Raw genomic sequence first — 15,613 nt, 5'->3', positions numbered from 1 at the left:
GACGACACGGTGGCCGGCGACAAGCAAGCGGAAACGACGGCGGTGCCCGCCGAGGCGCGGGAGCAGCACGCCCGGCTCGCCGAGCAGATCGAGGAGCACCGCTTCCGGTACTACGTGAAGGACGCTCCCGTCGTCAGCGACGCGGAGTTCGACAGGCTCCTGCGCACCCTGGAGGCGCTGGAGGAGGAGTATCCGCAGCTGCGCACGCCGGACTCGCCGACGCAGAAGGTCGCCGGGTCCTACGAGACGGAGTTCACGGCGGTCGAGCACCGGCAGCGGATGCTGTCGCTGGACAACACGTTCAACGACGAGGAGCTCGCCGCCTGGGCCGACCGCATCGCGCGCGAACTGGGCGAGCAGGAGTACCACTTCCTGTGCGAGCTGAAGGTCGACGGACTCGCCGTCAACCTCACCTACGAGCACGGCCGGCTCACACGCGCGGCCACCCGCGGCGACGGCCGCACCGGCGAGGACATCACGCCCAACGTCCGCACCATCGCGGAGATCCCGGACCGCCTCACGGGCGACCGCGTCCCGGACCTCGTGGAGATCCGCGGCGAGGTGTACTTCCCGATGGAGAAGTTCGAGGAGCTCAACCGCCGCCTGGTCGAGGCCGGCGACAAGCCCTTCGCCAACCCGCGCAACGCGGCGGCCGGTTCGCTGCGCCAGAAGGACCCGCGCGTCACCGCCACCCGCCCCCTGCACATGGTCGTGCACGGCATCGGCGCCCTGGAGGGCTCCGACGGCATGACCCGCCTGTCCCAGGCGTACGACCTGCTGAAGACCTGGGGCCTGCCCACCTCCCGGCACAACAAGGTGGTCGACGACCTCGACGGCGTACGGGAGTTCATCGCGTACTACGGCGAGAACCGCCACTCGGTGGAGCACGAGATCGACGGTGTCGTCGTCAAGCTCGACCAGATCCCGCTCCAGGGCCGGCTCGGCTCCACCTCCCGCGCACCGCGCTGGGCCATCGCGTACAAGTACGCGCCGGAGGAGGTCAACACCAAGCTGGTCAACATCCGCGTGGGCGTGGGCCGCACGGGCCGGGTCACGCCGTACGCCCAGGTCGAGCCGGTGACGGTGGCAGGCTCCGAGGTCGAGTTCGCCACGCTGCACAACCAGGAGGTCGTGAAGGCCAAGGGCGTCCTCATCGGCGACACGGTGGTGCTGCGCAAGGCCGGTGACGTCATCCCGGAGATCCTCGGCCCGGTCGCCGACCTGCGCGACGGCAGCGAGCGCGAGTTCGTGATGCCGTCCGAGTGCCCCGAGTGCGGTACGCCGCTGAAGGCGATGAAGGAGGGCGACGTCGACCTGCGCTGCCCGAACGCCCGGAGCTGCCCGGCCCAGTTGCGCGAGCGGCTGTTCTACCTCGCGGGCCGCAAGGCGCTGGACATCGAGCACTTCGGCTACGTGGCCGCGGCGGCCCTCACCCAGCCGCTGGAACCCGCCGACCCGCCGCTGAAGGACGAGGGCGACCTGTTCGACCTGACGGTCGAGCAGTTGCTGCCCATCAAGGCGTACGTCCTCGACCAGGACAGCGGCCTGCCCAGGCGCGACCCGAAGACCGGTGAGGAGAAGGTCGCCACCGTCTTCGCCAACCAGCAGGGCGAGCCCCGGAAGAACGCGCTCGCCATGCTGGAGAACATCGCCGCCGCGAAGCAGCGCCCGCTCGCCCGGATCCTCACCGGTCTGTCCATCCGGCACGTCGGACCGGTCGCCGCGGAGGCGCTGGCCCGCGAGTTCCGGTCCATCGACCGCATCGAACAGGCCAGTGAGGAAGAACTCACCGCGGTCGACGGAGTGGGCGAAATCGTGGCAAAGGCCCTCAAGGAGTGGTTCGCCGAGGACTGGCACCAGGAGATCATCCGCAAGTGGAAGGCCGCCGGCGTCCGCATGGAGGACGAGCACTCCGGGCAGGACGAGGGCCCCCGCCCCCTCGAAGGGCTCACGGTCGTCGTCACCGGCACCCTCGAACACTTCACGCGGGACGGCGCCAAGGACGCCCTGCAGGCCAGAGGCGCCAAGGTGGCCGGATCGGTGTCCAAGAAGACGTCGTTCGTCGTAGTGGGTGACAACCCCGGATCGAAATACGACAAGGCGCTGCAGCTGAAGGTTCCGGTTCTGGACGAGAACGGCTTCAACGTCCTGCTGGAGCAAGGGCCGGAGGCCGCCGCCGGTGTCGCACTTTCGGCCGAGGAGTAGCGGTTGAAGGCCACTCGATCGGCGCATATCAGATGCATAAGGGTGGCAGGGGCGTATTCGGGCAACCGTCGACGACCGCTGCCCGTGGAAGCCTCCCGCGGCCTACTGTTGGGATGTGCGCCTGCCGTGCCCAGCTGCGGTCGGGGCAACCCCGTGCTGCCGAAGGGCCGGGGGGCAGGGATTTCCACCGCGGAGCCGTTGGTGGTCGTCGGGCGCCGGGCCGTGTGGCGTGGGCACCGCCGGCTGTGAGAGGGACGGGAATGGAACCGACCGAGAGCGCCGCCCCGGACTCATGGCCCCGCCTGCGCCGCGTGACGAACGCGCTGCGGGCGGTGCAGCAGTCCGCGCGGCCTTCGGGGCACGGCGGCTCCGCCGACGGCCGCGGCACCGGCTACCCGGCCGCCGGGCACGCCCAGCCCCTGCCCGGCGCCGACCAGGACCGGCAGATGACCTGGCCCCCGCTGCCCGCCGCGGTCGTCGCGGCGGCCGGATGCGTCCTCGGCACCGGCTTCTACCGCGCGTTCGCCGGCGGGCACGCCCTCTTCCCGTCCGGCCGGGTCGGCTGGTCCCTGGCCGTGCTGACCGGCATCATCGTCGGCCACCTCGTCATGCTCGGCCGCTCCCGCTGGTGGGGCGGCACCGGCTCCGGCGCCGCCCTGACCCTCGCCGTCCTGCTGCTGTACGGCTGGGTGCCGGCCGGCATGGTCAGCCTCACCGTCGTCGTCCTGGTCGGCGTCGCCCGCCGGGGCCGCTGGCGCCAGGGCGTGCTGCACGGCTCGGTGGACATCCTCGGCATCGGCGCCGGCGCCCTCGTGCCGGCCGTCTTCGGGTCCGTACCGTCCGTCGAGCACCCCTGGTCCCCGGAGAGCTGGACGCTCTACGCGGTGCCCGAGGTCGTCCTCGTCGCCGTCGCCTACCTCGCGGTCACCCGCCTGCTGCTGTGGTACCTGCACGCCCCGAAGGGCGGACTGCCCACCGTCGCCCGCACGGCCCTGGTCAGACAGGGACTGGTCGCCGTCGCGCTGCTCGGCATCGCCCCCCTGGTGTGCGTCGTCGCCGTCGCGCGGCCGGTGCTGCTGCCGCTGTTCGCCATCCCGCTGATCGCGCTGGACTCCACGCTGTGGATAGCCCGCGCCCGCGCCGAGGAGCAGTTGCGCGACCCGCTGACCGGGCTGCCCAACCGGCAGTGGCTGCTGGAGCGCATCTGGACCGCGCTGGACGACGCCGAGCGCATCGGCGCCCGCGCCGCCCTCATGCTGATCGACCTCGACCGCTTCCGGTCGGTCAACGACACCCTCGGGCACCTCGCCGGCGACCGGCTGCTGCTCCAGATCGCCGACCGGCTGCGGGTCGCCCTGCCGCGCGGGGCGGAGGCCGCGCGGCTCGGCGGCGACGAGTTCGCCGTCTTACTGCCCGTCGCCGACTCCACGACGTCCGCGACCCGCGTCGCCCGCAACCTCGTGGCGGCCCTCAGCTCACCCCTCGACCTCGACGGCCTCACGCTCGTGCTGGAGGCAAGCGCCGGGGTCGCTGTCTTCCCGGACCACGCCCTCGACGCCGAAGGCCTGCTGCGCCGCGCGGACGTGGCCATGTATCAGGCGAAGCGGGACCGCACGGGCGTCGAGGTGTACGAGTCCAAGCGCGACTCCAACACCCCCGACCGGCTCGGCCTCCTCGGCGACCTGCGCCGCGCGCTCGACGCGCACCAGGTCGAGCTGCACTACCAGCCCAAGGTCCGCTTCGACGGCCAGGTGGCCGGGCTCGAGGCCCTGGTGCGCTGGGTGCATCCGGAGCGCGGCAAGGTGCCGCCGGACGAGTTCATCGCCATCGCCGAGTCCTCCGGGCTGATGCCCCACCTCACCGACTACGTGCTGGAGAGCGCGCTCGGCCAGGTCGCCGTATGGCGCGCGCAGGGCCTGTTCGTGCCGGTCGCCGTCAACGTCTCCCCGCGCGACGTCCACACCCCCGGCTTCGCCGGCTCGGTCGCCGCCCGGCTGGCCCGGCACGGCGTCCCGGCGGGCGCGCTCCAGCTGGAGATCACCGAGCACGTCCTGCTGGAGGACCCGCAGCGCGCCGCCGACACCCTCAACGCCCTGACCGGCCACGGCGTGAAGATGTCGCTGGACGACTTCGGCACCGGCTACTCCTCGCTGGTGCACCTGCGCCGGCTGCCCGTCAGCGAGCTGAAGATCGACCGCTCCTTCGTGGCCCGGCTGGCCGTCGACACCGAGGACGCGGAGATCGTGCGCTGCACGGTCGACCTCGCGCACTCCCTCGGCCTGCTCGTCGTCGCCGAGGGAGTCGAGGACGACGAGACCTGGGAACGCCTGCGCGACCTCGGCTGCGACGCCGTACAGGGCTGGCTGGTCGCGGCGGCGATGCCCCCGGAGGAGACCACGGCCTGGCTCCTCGCCCGCGGCTCCCGGGGCTGGCAGCGCCCGGCCGCGGCCCTCCCGGCAGCGGCGGCGGACGACCCGGGCCGCGTCGGGTAGGCGCGCCGGCCCGCGGAGCCCGCGGCCCGTGCGGGAACCGCGTCCCGGCGAGCCCGGCGTGGGAGGGGCGCCGCCGACCGGGCAAACCGTTTCACGGGCACGGCCCCGCGCCCCATAGGATTGGGCCAAACCGCACCCACTCACCCCAGAGGATCGCTGCATGCCTGGCATCACGCGCGAGGAGGTCGCCCACCTCGCCCGGCTGGCGCGTCTGGAGCTGAAGCCCGAAGAGCTCGACCACTTCGCGGGCCAGCTGGACGACATCATCGGCGCGGTGGCCCGCGTCAGCGAGGTCGCCGACCAAGACGTACCGCCGACCTCGCACCCGCTCCCGCTGACGAACGTCATGCGCCCGGACGAGGTCCGTCCCTCGCTCACCCCCGAGCAGGCGCTCTCCGGCGCCCCGGCCCAGGAGCAGCAGCGTTTCAAGGTGCCGCAGATCCTGGGGGAGGACTAGGAAGTCATGACGGACAGCAGCATCATCAGGCTCACCGCCGCCGAGACCGCCGCGAGGATCGCCTCCGGCGAGCTCACGGCCGTCGAGGTCACCGAGGCGCACCTCGCCCGCATCGAGGCCGTCGACGAGAAGGTGCACGCCTTCCTGTACGTCGACCGCGAGGGCGCGCTCGCCCAGGCCCGCGCCGTCGACGAGAAGCGGGCCCGCGGGGAGAAGCTCGGCCCGCTGGCCGGCGTCCCCCTCGCGCTGAAGGACATCTTCACCACCGAGGGCATCCCGACGACCGTCGGCTCCAAGATCCTCGAAGGCTGGATCCCGCCGTACGACGCGACGCTCACCAAGCGGCTGAAGGCCGCCGACGTCGTCATCCTCGGCAAGACCAACATGGACGAGTTCGCCATGGGGTCCTCCACCGAGAACAGCGCCTACGGGCCGACCGGCAACCCGTGGGACCTCACCCGGATCCCCGGCGGCTCCGGCGGCGGTTCCTCCGCCGCGCTCGCCTCCTTCCAGGCCCCGCTCGCCATCGGCACCGACACGGGCGGCTCGATCCGCCAGCCGGCCGCCGTCACCGGCACGGTCGGCGTGAAGCCGACGTACGGCGCGGTCTCCCGGTACGGCATGGTCGCGTTCTCGTCCTCCCTCGACCAGGGCGGCCCCTGCGCCCGCACGGTCCTGGACGCGGCGCTGCTGCACGAGGTCATCGCCGGGCACGACCCGCTCGACTCGACCTCCATCGACGCCCCGGTCCCGCCGGTCGTGGAGGCCGCGCGCAACGGCTCGGTCGAGGGCATGCGCGTCGGCGTCGTCAAGCAGTTCCGCGGCGAGGGCTACCAGGCCGGCGTCATGCAGCGCTTCGAGGAGTCCGTCGCGCTGCTGAAAGGGCTCGGCGCCGAGATCGTCGAGCTGGACTGCCCGTCGTTCGACCTGGCGCTGTCGGCGTACTACCTGATCGCCCCGTCCGAGTGCTCCTCCAACCTCGCCCGTTTCGACGGCCTGCGCTACGGCCTGCGGACCGGCGACGACGGCACGCACTCCGCCGAGGAGGTCACCTCGCTGACCCGCGAGGCCGGCTTCGGCCCCGAGGTCAAGCGCCGCATCATGCTGGGCACGTACGCGCTCAGCTCCGGCTACTACGACGCCTACTACGGCAGCGCCCAGAAGGTCCGCACCCTCATCAAGCAGGACTTCGACAAGGCCTTCGAGCGGGTCGACGTGATCGTCTCCCCGACGACGCCGACCACCGCCTTCCCGATCGGCGAGCGCGCCGACGACCCGATGGCGATGTACCTGGCCGACCTGTGCACCATCCCGACCAACCTGGCGGGCAACGCGGCGATGTCGCTGCCCTGCGGTCTCGCCCCGGAGGACGACCTCCCGGTCGGCCTGCAGATCATCGCCCCGGTCATGAAGGACGACAGGCTCTACAAGGTGGGCGCCGCCGTCGAGGCCGCCTTCGTGGAAAAGTGGGGCCACCCGCTGATCGAGGAGGCACCGTCGCTGTGAGTGCACTGACCAAGGCCAAGGGCTTCAAGAAGTCCAAGTCCGGTACGTACCTGTCCATGGCCGCCACCGCGTTCGGTGCGATCGGCGTCGCCAAGCGGCTGAAGGCGGCCCGCGCCGAGAAGGACACGCTCGTCCTCATCGACGCCACCGTGTCCGCCGCCGCGATCGTCACCGGCCTCGCCATCCTCTACCGCGAGCTGAAGCGGCTGGGCGACGACGACGTCCTGCTGGGCTGAGAGGGAAGTTTCACCGTGACCACCACGACCGACCTGGTGTCGTACGAGGACGCGCTCGCGTCGTACGACCCCGTCATGGGCCTCGAGGTCCATGTCGAACTCGGCACCAAGACCAAGATGTTCTGCGGGTGCTCCACGGAGCTGGGCGCCGAGCCCAACGCGCAGACCTGCCCCGTCTGCCTCGGCCTGCCCGGCGCGCTCCCCGTCGTCAACGCGACCGGCGTCGAGTCCGCCATCAGGATCGGCCTCGCGCTGAACTGCGAGATCGCCGAATGGTGCCGCTTCGCCCGGAAGAACTACTTCTATCCGGACATGCCGAAGAACTTCCAGACCTCCCAGTACGACGAGCCGATCGCCTTCAACGGCTACCTCGACGTGCAGCTGGAGGACGGCGAGACCTTCCGCGTGGAGATCGAGCGCGCCCACATGGAGGAGGACACCGGCAAGTCGACCCACGTCGGCGGCGCCACCGGCCGTATCCACGGCGCGTCCCACTCCCTGCTCGACTACAACCGCGCCGGCATCCCGCTCATCGAGATCGTCACCAAGCCGATCACCGGCGCCGGGGAGCGCGCTCCCGAGGTGGCGCGGGCGTACGTGCGTGAGCTGCGCGAGGTCATCCGCGCGCTCGGCGTGTCCGAGGCCCGGATGGAGATGGGCCAGATGCGCTGCGACGTGAACCTGTCGCTGCGGCCGCACGGCACGGAGCGGTTCGGCACGCGCTCCGAGACGAAGAACGTGAACTCGCTGCGGTCCGTGGAGCGCGCGGCCCGTTTCGAGATCCAGCGCCACGCGGCCGTGCTGAGCGGCGGCGGCACCATCGTCCAGGAGACCCGCCACTTCCACGAGGACACCGGGTCCACGACCTCGGGCCGCGTGAAGGAGGAGGCCGAGGACTACCGGTACTTCCCGGAGCCCGACCTGGTGCCGGTCGCCCCGTCCCGCGAGTGGGTCGAGGAGATCCGCGCCTCCCTGCCCGAGCTGCCGCTGGTGCGCCGCAACCGCCTCCGCGAGGAGTGGGGCGTCTCCGGCACCGACATGCAGGCGATCCTCAACGCCGGCGCGCTGGACCTGATCGTCGCCACGATCGACGCCGGCGCCGACGCGGCCTCCGCCCGCAAGTGGTGGATGGGTGAGCTGGCCCGCAGCGCCAACGAGTCCGGCAAGGCGCTGGACGAGCTGGCGATCACGCCGGAGCAGGTCGCCCGGGTCACCGAGCTGGTGGCGAAGGGCGATCTGAACGACAAGCTGGCACGCCAGGTCATCGAGGGCGTCCTCGCGGGTGAGGGCACGCCGGACGAGGTGGTGGACAAGCGCGGCCTGAAGGTCGTCTCGGACGAGGGCGCGCTCACGGCCGCCGTGGACGAGGCCATCGCCGGCAACCCGGCCGTCGCGGACAAGATCCGCGGCGGCAAGGTGGCCGCGGCCGGTGCCCTGGTCGGCGCGGTCATGAAGGCCACGCGCGGCCAGGCCGACGCGGCCCGCGTGAAGGAGCTGATCCTGCAGAAGCTGGGCGTCGAGGGCTGACGGCCGGCAGCGGCGAAGGGGAGGCACCCGGTCCGGGTGCCTCCCCTTCGGCGTACCCGTCGTCCCCCGTCCCTGTGAAGAACCTAACGAACCCGACAAACGATCACTTTTGGGTGCAAGAGTTGCAGGACTTTGCTCATGCGTTCTTCGCGGGCCGCTCATTCATGAAATGACTGAACAGGCCCGAAGATCCACAGACCACCCCTGGAGCTCTTTCCGTGGCAGCCCTCGCCCGCTGGTGTGTCCGACGCCGCCTGGTCGCGGTCCTGCTGTGGCTCCTCGCCTTCGGCGGGGTGTCCGCGGCGGCGGTCGCGGCCGGCTCGGCCTACTCCAACGACTACGAGGTCCCCGGCACCGAGTCGGGCCGCGCCGCCGAGCTGCTGCGGGAGGGCTTCCCGGACCTCGGCGGCGACAGCGGCACGATCGTCTGGCACACCGGCTCCGGCTCCGTCCGCGCCGCCGACGTCGAGCAGACCATGACCCGCACCCTGGAGCGCATCGAGGACCTGCCCGCCGTCGCCTCCGTCACCGGCCCGTACGACGAGCGGGGCGACGGCCGCGTCAGCGCCGACAGCCGCACCGCGTACGCCACCGTCACCTTCCACGAGCAGTCCAGGGACATCGCCGAGGCCGACGCGAAGGCCGTCGTGGACATCGCGCGGGACGCCGGGACCGACGGGCTGCGGGTGGAGCTCGGCGGCAGCGCGGTCGCGCTCACCGAACCGTCCGGCGGGCACCTCGCCGAGATCGTCGGCGTGGTCGTCGCCGCGATCGTGCTGTTCCTCGCGTTCGGCTCGCCCGCCGCGTCCCTGCTGCCCATCGCCACCGCCCTGGTCGGCGTCGGCACCGCGTACGCCGGGATCGCGCTGCTCGGGCACGCCATGACCGTCGCCGACTTCGCGCCCATGCTGGGCATGCTGATCGGGCTCGGCGTCGGCATCGACTACGCCCTGTTCATCGTCACCCGCCACCGGCGCGGCCTGAAACGCGGGCTGTCCGTCACCGAGGCCGCCACCAGCGCCGTGGCGACCACCGGACGCGCCGTCGTCTTCGCGGGCGCGACCGTGTGCATCGCCCTGCTGGGCATGCTCATCCTCCGGCTGAGCTTCCTCAACGGCGTCGCCGTCGCCGCCTCGCTCACCGTCGTCCTCACCGTCGCCGCGTCCGTGACGCTGCTGCCCGCCCTGCTGTCGTTCATCGGCATGCGTGCCCTGAGCCGCCGCGAGCGGCGCCGCCTCGCCGAGCACGGGCCCGAGCCGGAGCTGCCGACCGGGTTCGCCGCCCGCTGGTCGGCGTTCGTGGAGCGGCACCCCAAGCTGCTCGGCGCGATCGCCGTCGTCGTCATGGCCGTCCTCGCGCTGCCCACGCTCTCCCTGCACCTGGGCACCTCCGACCAGGGCAACGGCCCGCAGACCTCCACCACCCGCCAGGCCTACGACCTGCTCGCCGACAGCTTCGGGCCCGGCGTGAACGGCCCGCTCACCCTCGTCACCGAGGTGCACGGCGGCGACGACCGGCTCGCCCTCGGCAACCTCGGCGCCACCCTGCGCCAGACCGACGGCGTCGCGTCCGTGACCCCGGTGACCTACGACGCGGGCGGCGACACCGCGTACCTCACCGTCCTGCCGGAGTCCGCCCCGCAGTCGCGCCACACCAGCGACCTCGTGGACCGGCTGCGCGCGGACGTCCTGCCGCGCGCCGAGACCGGCACCGCCCTCGACGTGCAGGTCGGCGGCGTGACGGCCGGCTACGACGACTTCGCCGACGTCATCGTGGACAAGCTGCCCGTCTTCGTCGGCGTCGTCATCGGCCTGGGCTGCCTGCTGCTCCTGCTGGCCTTCCGGTCCGTCGGCATCCCGCTGAAGGCCGCCGCGATGAACGTCGCCGCGGTCGCCGCCGCCTTCGGAGTCGTCGTCGCCATCTTCCAGTGGGGCTGGGGCAGCGAACTGCTCGGCCTCGGCGCCGCCGGGCCCATCGAGCCGTTCCTGCCCGTGATCATGGTGTCGGTCCTCTTCGGCCTCTCCATGGACTACCAGGTCTTCCTGGTCAGCCGCATGTACGAGGAGTGGCTGGAAACCGGCGACAACCGGCGAGCCGTCCGCGTCGGCCTCGCCGAGACCAGCCGGGTGATCAACTCCGCCGCGGTCATCATGATCTCGGTCTTCCTCGCCTTCGTCCTCAGCGGCGACCGCGTGATCGCCATGTTCGGCATCGCCCTCGCGGCCGCCGTCGCCCTCGACGCCTTCGTCCTGCGCACCCTGCTGGTGCCCGCCCTGATGCACCTGCTCGGCGGCGCCAACTGGTGGCTGCCGGCCTGGCTCGGCAAGCGCCTGCCCCGTATCAGCATCGAGCCGCCCGAGGCCCGCGCCGCCCATGAGAGGCTGGCCGCCGCGACGGACGCCGAGGTGGCGGACGTCCTGACGGAGGAGGAACGGCAGCGGGATGTACGCGACATCACTGGGTGACGACGGCGCGGAACTGCGGCCCCTGGAGCCCTGGCACGCCGAGGAGTTCCTGGCCCATCTGGACCGGGGCCGCACGTTCATCAACCGGTTCGTCCCCTTCGGCTCCCAGGCGGCGGACACCGACGGTGCCCGGGAGGTCCTCCAGCGGTACGCCGACCGGCGCGCCGCCGGCACCGCGGCCCTGCACGGCCTGTGGCTTCGCGGCAGGCTCGTCGGCGGAGTGCTGGTGCTGAACTTCGACGCCGACAACGGCACCTGCGAGGTCGGCTGCTGGCTGGAACCCGACGCCACCGGGCGCGGTCTCGTCACGCGCGCGATGCGGGTGCTCATCGACTGGGCCGTCGAGGCACGCGGCATCCACCGCGTGGAATGGGTCGCCGCCTCCGGCAACGAGCCCAGCCTCAACGTCGCCCGGCGGCTCGGCATGAGCCGCGACGGCGTCCGCCGCGAGGCCCACCTCCACCACGGCGTCCGGCACGACCTGGAGGTGTGGTCCGTGCTGGCCCCCGAGTGGCGGGCGGCACGCACCGCACGCGCCGATCATTAAGCAGACTCTCAGACTCCGTCCGTACGGTGCGGGGCATGGCAACGAAGACAGTGGACGCGACCGAGGCCGCCGAGGCCGACAAGGCCCCCGGGGCCGCCCACGAGGAGGAGGCGGTGGACGCCACCGAGTCCGGGGACGCGCAGGCGGCCGGGGCCGCCGACGCCCCCGGCACAGCCGGGCAGGACGCGCCGGACGGACCCTCCGGCGTCGGCCAGGGCGCCGGGGCCGTCGTGTCCGCCGCGCTGGGCGTCGTCTCGCTCACCGGCAGCTGGATCGGCACCGTGGCCGCCGCGCGCGAGACGCTCATCGGCCAGCTGCGAACGTCGTCGTCGGCGGGCGTCGCCGAGCAGGTCGACGCGGTGTACGGCGACGCCTGGCGGACCAGCGCCCTGTGGGGCGGCCTGTTCGCCCTGCTCGCGCTGATCACCGGCGCCGTGGTGCTCGCCCGGCCCGCGTTCGGCGCGCCCGGCAGACCGCAGGCCGGCTGGATCAAGTCCGTCGCCTGGGGCGGCGCCGCGCTCGGCGTCATCGGCCTGCTGCTGGCCGTCCTGAAGTACACCGGCGTCCTGCTCGGACTGCCGTCGACGAGCTGACCCCGCGCACCTCCCGAGGGGCCTTCGCGGGCCTGCCGTAAGCACCTTACGGAGCCCGCCCGGGCCCCTCACGCACGTCTGAGGTCCCCGCGGCCCCCCAAGATGCGGAACACGCCCGATGCGGCCGGACCGCCCGGCAGACGAAGGTGGAGGCACCGCCCGGACGAGCCGGGCCCCGGCCACCCACCAGGGGACACACCGTGTACGAGTACGAGATGCAGCAGTACCGCTCCGCCGACCTGATCCGGCGCGCCGAGCACCAGCGCCAGGTCCGCGCCGCCCTCGACGCCCGCCGCACCGGCCCACAGGACGCCACGGAGCCGGAGGACCCTACGCACCGCTCCCGGCCCCACCGCTACACCCGGGCCGCGTGAACGGCCGGGCGCGGAACGGCCCGGGACCCGTCCGGGCCCGCCGCACGGGCGCCCGCCGGGGGGAGGACGACCGGCCGCCGGCCGTCCTCCCCGCGCGCCGTGCCCCCGCCCCCGCGAAAACGAGTGCCGCACGGTCCGACCCGCGTGCGATGCTCGGACCCGTGGAGACCAGGTCCGTCAGTCCCGTGTTCGTCGGCCGCGCGGCCGAGCTGGACACCCTGCACGGCGCGCTCGCCCGCGCGGCCCGGGGCGAGCCGCAGGCCCTGCTCATCGGCGGAGAGGCCGGCGTCGGCAAGACCCGCCTCGTCGAGGAGTTCACCGGCGCCGCGGGCCGGGGCGGCGCCGTCGTCGCCGTCGGCGGCTGCGTCGAGATCGGCGCCGACGGGCTGCCCTTCGCCCCGTTCTCCACCGCCCTGCGCGCCCTGCGCCGCGCCCTGCCCGGCGAACTGGCCGCCGCGGCGGCCGGCCAGGAGGACGAACTCGCCCGCCTGCTGCCCGAACTGGGCAACGCCACCGCCGGCCGGCACGACGAGGACGGCACCGCCCGCCTCTTCGAACTCACCGTCCGCCTCCTGGAACGCCTCGCCGCCGATCGCACGGTCGTCGTCGTCCTGGAGGACCTGCACTGGGCCGACGCCTCCACCCGGCACCTGCTCGCCTACCTGTTCCGTACCCTGCGCACCGGCCGCCTCGTCGTCCTCGCCACCTACCGCGCCGACGACATCCACCGCCGCCACCCGCTGCGCCCCCTGCTCGCCGAACTGGACCGGCTGCGCACCGTCCGCCGCCTCGAACTCGCCCGCTTCAACCGCGCCGAGGTCGGCCGTCAGATCGCCGGCATCCTCGCCCGCGACCCCGACCCGGACCAGGTCGACGAGATCTTCGCACGCTCCGACGGCAACGCCTTCTTCGTCGAGGAACTCGCCGTCGCCGCCCACGAGGGCTGCCGCACCGGCCTCACCGACTCCCTGCGCGACCTGCTCCTGGTCCGCGTGGAGGCGCTGCCCGAAAGCGCGCAGAACATCGCCCGGATCGTCGCCGAGGGCGGCTCCACCGTCGAGTACCCGCTGCTCGCCGCCGTCGCCCGGCTCGCCGAGGACGACCTCATCGAGGCGCTGCGGGCCGCCGTCAACGCCAACCTGCTCACCGCCGCGCCCGGCGGCGACGGCTACCGCTTCCGGCACTCCCTGGTCCGCGAGGCCGTCAGCGACGACCTGCTGCCCGGCGAACGCTCCCGCCTCAACCGCCGCTACGCCGAAGCCCTGGAGGCCGACCCGGCGCTCGTCCCCGCCGACCAGCGCGTGATGCGCCTGGCCAGCTACTGGTACCACGCGCACGACGCCGCCAAGGCCCTGCCCGCCGTCCTCGCCGCCTCCGTCGAGGCCCGCCGCCGGCACGCCCACTCCGAGCAACTGCGGCTGCTGGAACGGGCGATGGACCTCTGGGACACCGCCCCCGACGAGGTCCGCGCCACCCTGCGCCCCGTCGACTACACCGAGGTCTACCCTCCGTGTGGCTGCGACCCCGCCGTCGCCCCCCTGCGCTACCTCGACCTGATGGCCGAGGCGGCCGTCGCCGGCCGGCGGTGCGGAGAGCGCGAACGCGCCCTGAAGATCACCAAGCGGGCGCTGCGGCTGCTCGACGACGAGCCGGACCCCCTGCGCGCCGCCTGGTTCTGGGTGCAGCGCTCCCGGCTCGTCCAGGCGCTGGCCCGCGGCGACGGCTGGCAGGAGATCGGCACCGCGCAGGAACTGGTCCGCGGCCTGCCGCCCTCCGAGGTGCACGCCGAGGTGCTCGCCATGGCCGCGGGCTGGGCCATGCTCCACGAACCCGGCCCGGAGGCCGTCACCGCCGCCGAGCGCGCCGTCGAGTACGCGCGCATGGTCGGCGCCGCCGACATCGAGCTCAACGCCCGGCTCACCCTCGGCGGGCTGATGGTCGACGCCGGTGACATCGAGGCCGGGCTCGCCGAGATGTACGAGGTGCGGGACCTGGCCGTGGCACAGGACCGCCCCGCGGTGCTCGGCCGCAGCCACATCAACCTGCCCTCCTCCCTGGAGGGCGTCGGCCGCTCGGCCGAGGCCGCCGGCATCCTGCGCGAGGGCGTCCGCCTCACCCGCCGCAGGGGCCTGCGGGAGTCCGAGGGCTGGGTGTGGCTCAACCTCGCCGAGTCGCTGTACTCCCTGGGCCGCTGGGACGAGGCGACGGACGCGGCGGCCAGGGTCACCCAGGGCACCGGGCAGGCCGCCAAGCCCCGCGGCGGCGGCTGCCTCCAGCAGGCCGGCATCGCGCTCGCCCGCGGCGAGGTCGCCGAGGCGGCCCGGCTGCTCGCCGACGCGCGGGCCTCCTACGGCACCCACGACCCCATGCCGCAGAACAACCTCCCCCTGACCCGCCTGTGCATCGGCGTCGCCGCCGCCGAGGGCCGGCTCCTCGACGCCCGCGCCGAGGCGGACCGCGCCCTGGCCGCCGGCTTCCCGCCCGGCACCCAGCGCTACGCCTGGCCGCTGCTGCTCGCCGCCGCCACCGCCGAGGCCGACGCCCGCGGCCGGACCGTCTTCGAGGAGGGCCGCGCCGCCTTCCTCGACCGCCTCTTCCGGGCCACCAGGACCCTCACCACCGGCGCCCCGGTCTGGCTCGCGCACGACAGATGGGTCCGCGCCGAACTCCTGCGCGCCGAGGGCCGCGACACCCCGGACACCTGGTCCGAGGTGGTCACCGCCTTCGAACCCCTGGAACGCCCCTACGACCTCGCCCGCGTCCGGCACCGGCTCGCCGCGTCCGTGCTGGCCGCCGGCGGCGACGACGAGCGCGCCCGCGCCACCGAACTGCTCCGCCTCGCGCACGCCGTCGCCGGCCACCTCGGCGCCCGCCCGCTCGCCGACGCCGTCACCCTCCTCGCCCAGCGCGCCCGGCTCACCCTGGGCCACCGCGCCCCGGAGCCCGCCCCGGCGGACCCCGCCGAGGCCCTCGGCCTCACCAGCCGGGAGCGGGACGTCCTGCGCCTGGTCGCCCTCGGACGCACCAACCGCCAGATAGCCGGGGAACTGTTCATCTCCCCGAAGACCGCCAGCGTCCACGTGTCGAACATCCTGGCCAAGCTGGGGGTCACGGGCCGCGGGGAGGCGGCGGCCCTGGCCCACCGCGAGGGCCTGTTCCCGGCCGACGCCCTCGCCGCCGAGACGGTGGGCTGAGCAGCCCGCCGACTAGG

11 protein-coding genes are annotated in these 15,613 nt (G+C 73.4%); all 11 read left to right on the top strand.

Annotation, left to right across the window (positions count from 1 at the left end; genetic code table 11):
• Window positions 1-9 precede the first annotated feature (9 nt).
• A complete protein-coding gene (ligA, locus tag AB0M97_RS17035; protein WP_365961646.1) occupies window positions 10-2,205 on the top strand; it encodes an NAD-dependent DNA ligase LigA in 2,196 nt (731 codons plus the stop codon).
• A 260-nt stretch (window positions 2,206-2,465) separates the two neighbouring features.
• Complete coding sequence (locus AB0M97_RS17030) at window positions 2,466-4,697, top strand: bifunctional diguanylate cyclase/phosphodiesterase (RefSeq protein WP_365961645.1); 2,232 nt, start codon at window positions 2,466-2,468, stop codon at window positions 4,695-4,697.
• A 160-nt stretch (window positions 4,698-4,857) separates the two neighbouring features.
• Window positions 4,858-5,154, top strand: coding sequence for an Asp-tRNA(Asn)/Glu-tRNA(Gln) amidotransferase subunit GatC (gatC, locus tag AB0M97_RS17025; protein WP_031117542.1), 297 nt, complete (start codon window positions 4,858-4,860; stop codon window positions 5,152-5,154).
• A gap of 6 nt (window positions 5,155-5,160) precedes the next feature.
• The gene (gatA, locus tag AB0M97_RS17020) at window positions 5,161-6,660 is read left to right on the top strand and encodes an Asp-tRNA(Asn)/Glu-tRNA(Gln) amidotransferase subunit GatA (RefSeq protein ID WP_365961644.1); all 1,500 of its coding nucleotides are present in this window, start codon (window positions 5,161-5,163) and stop codon (window positions 6,658-6,660) included.
• The gene (locus AB0M97_RS17015; RefSeq protein WP_365961643.1) at window positions 6,657-6,896 is read left to right on the top strand and encodes a hypothetical protein; all 240 of its coding nucleotides are present in this window, start codon (window positions 6,657-6,659) and stop codon (window positions 6,894-6,896) included. Before gatA ends, AB0M97_RS17015 begins: the two co-directional genes overlap by 4 nt.
• 15 nt (window positions 6,897-6,911) lie before the next feature.
• The gene (gene gatB / locus AB0M97_RS17010) at window positions 6,912-8,423 is read left to right on the top strand and encodes an Asp-tRNA(Asn)/Glu-tRNA(Gln) amidotransferase subunit GatB (protein WP_365961642.1); all 1,512 of its coding nucleotides are present in this window, start codon (window positions 6,912-6,914) and stop codon (window positions 8,421-8,423) included.
• 218 nt (window positions 8,424-8,641) lie between these two features.
• Window positions 8,642-10,888, top strand: coding sequence for an MMPL family transporter (locus AB0M97_RS17005; RefSeq protein WP_365961641.1), 2,247 nt, complete (start codon window positions 8,642-8,644; stop codon window positions 10,886-10,888).
• Entirely contained in the window at window positions 10,866-11,435 is a 570-nt protein-coding gene (locus tag AB0M97_RS17000) for a GNAT family protein (RefSeq protein WP_365961640.1), read from the top strand. Before AB0M97_RS17005 ends, AB0M97_RS17000 begins: the two co-directional genes overlap by 23 nt.
• A 26-nt stretch (window positions 11,436-11,461) precedes the next feature.
• On the top strand, window positions 11,462-12,028 hold the full coding sequence (locus tag AB0M97_RS16995) for a hypothetical protein (protein WP_365961639.1): 567 nt from the start codon (window positions 11,462-11,464) through the stop codon (window positions 12,026-12,028).
• 200 nt (window positions 12,029-12,228) lie between these two features.
• The gene (locus AB0M97_RS16990) at window positions 12,229-12,402 is read left to right on the top strand and encodes a hypothetical protein (protein WP_365961638.1); all 174 of its coding nucleotides are present in this window, start codon (window positions 12,229-12,231) and stop codon (window positions 12,400-12,402) included.
• Window positions 12,403-12,551: 149 nt separating this feature from the next.
• A complete protein-coding gene (locus AB0M97_RS16985) occupies window positions 12,552-15,596 on the top strand; it encodes an AAA family ATPase (RefSeq protein WP_365961637.1) in 3,045 nt (1,014 codons plus the stop codon).
• Window positions 15,597-15,613: the final 17 nt, after the last annotated feature.

This window comes from Streptomyces sp. NPDC051207, from assembly GCF_040682395.1.
In the GTDB taxonomy this organism is placed as follows: domain Bacteria; phylum Actinomycetota; class Actinomycetes; order Streptomycetales; family Streptomycetaceae; genus Streptomyces.
Note: the sequence above shows the minus strand (reverse complement) of the source record. Positions and strands in the feature narration are given on the sequence as shown.

Excerpts from the sequence above, each read along its gene's own strand:
- AB0M97_RS17030 (WP_365961645.1), top strand. The coding sequence starts at position 2,466 with ATGGAACCGACCGAGAGCGCCGCCCCGGACTCATGGCCCCGCCTGCGC.
- gatC (WP_031117542.1), top strand. The coding sequence starts at position 4,858 with ATGCCTGGCATCACGCGCGAGGAGGTCGCCCACCTCGCCCGGCTGGCG.
- gatA (WP_365961644.1), top strand. The coding sequence starts at position 5,161 with ATGACGGACAGCAGCATCATCAGGCTCACCGCCGCCGAGACCGCCGCG.
- AB0M97_RS17000 (WP_365961640.1), top strand. The coding sequence starts at position 10,866 with ATGTACGCGACATCACTGGGTGACGACGGCGCGGAACTGCGGCCCCTG.
- AB0M97_RS16985 (WP_365961637.1), top strand. The coding sequence starts at position 12,552 with ATGCTCGGACCCGTGGAGACCAGGTCCGTCAGTCCCGTGTTCGTCGGC.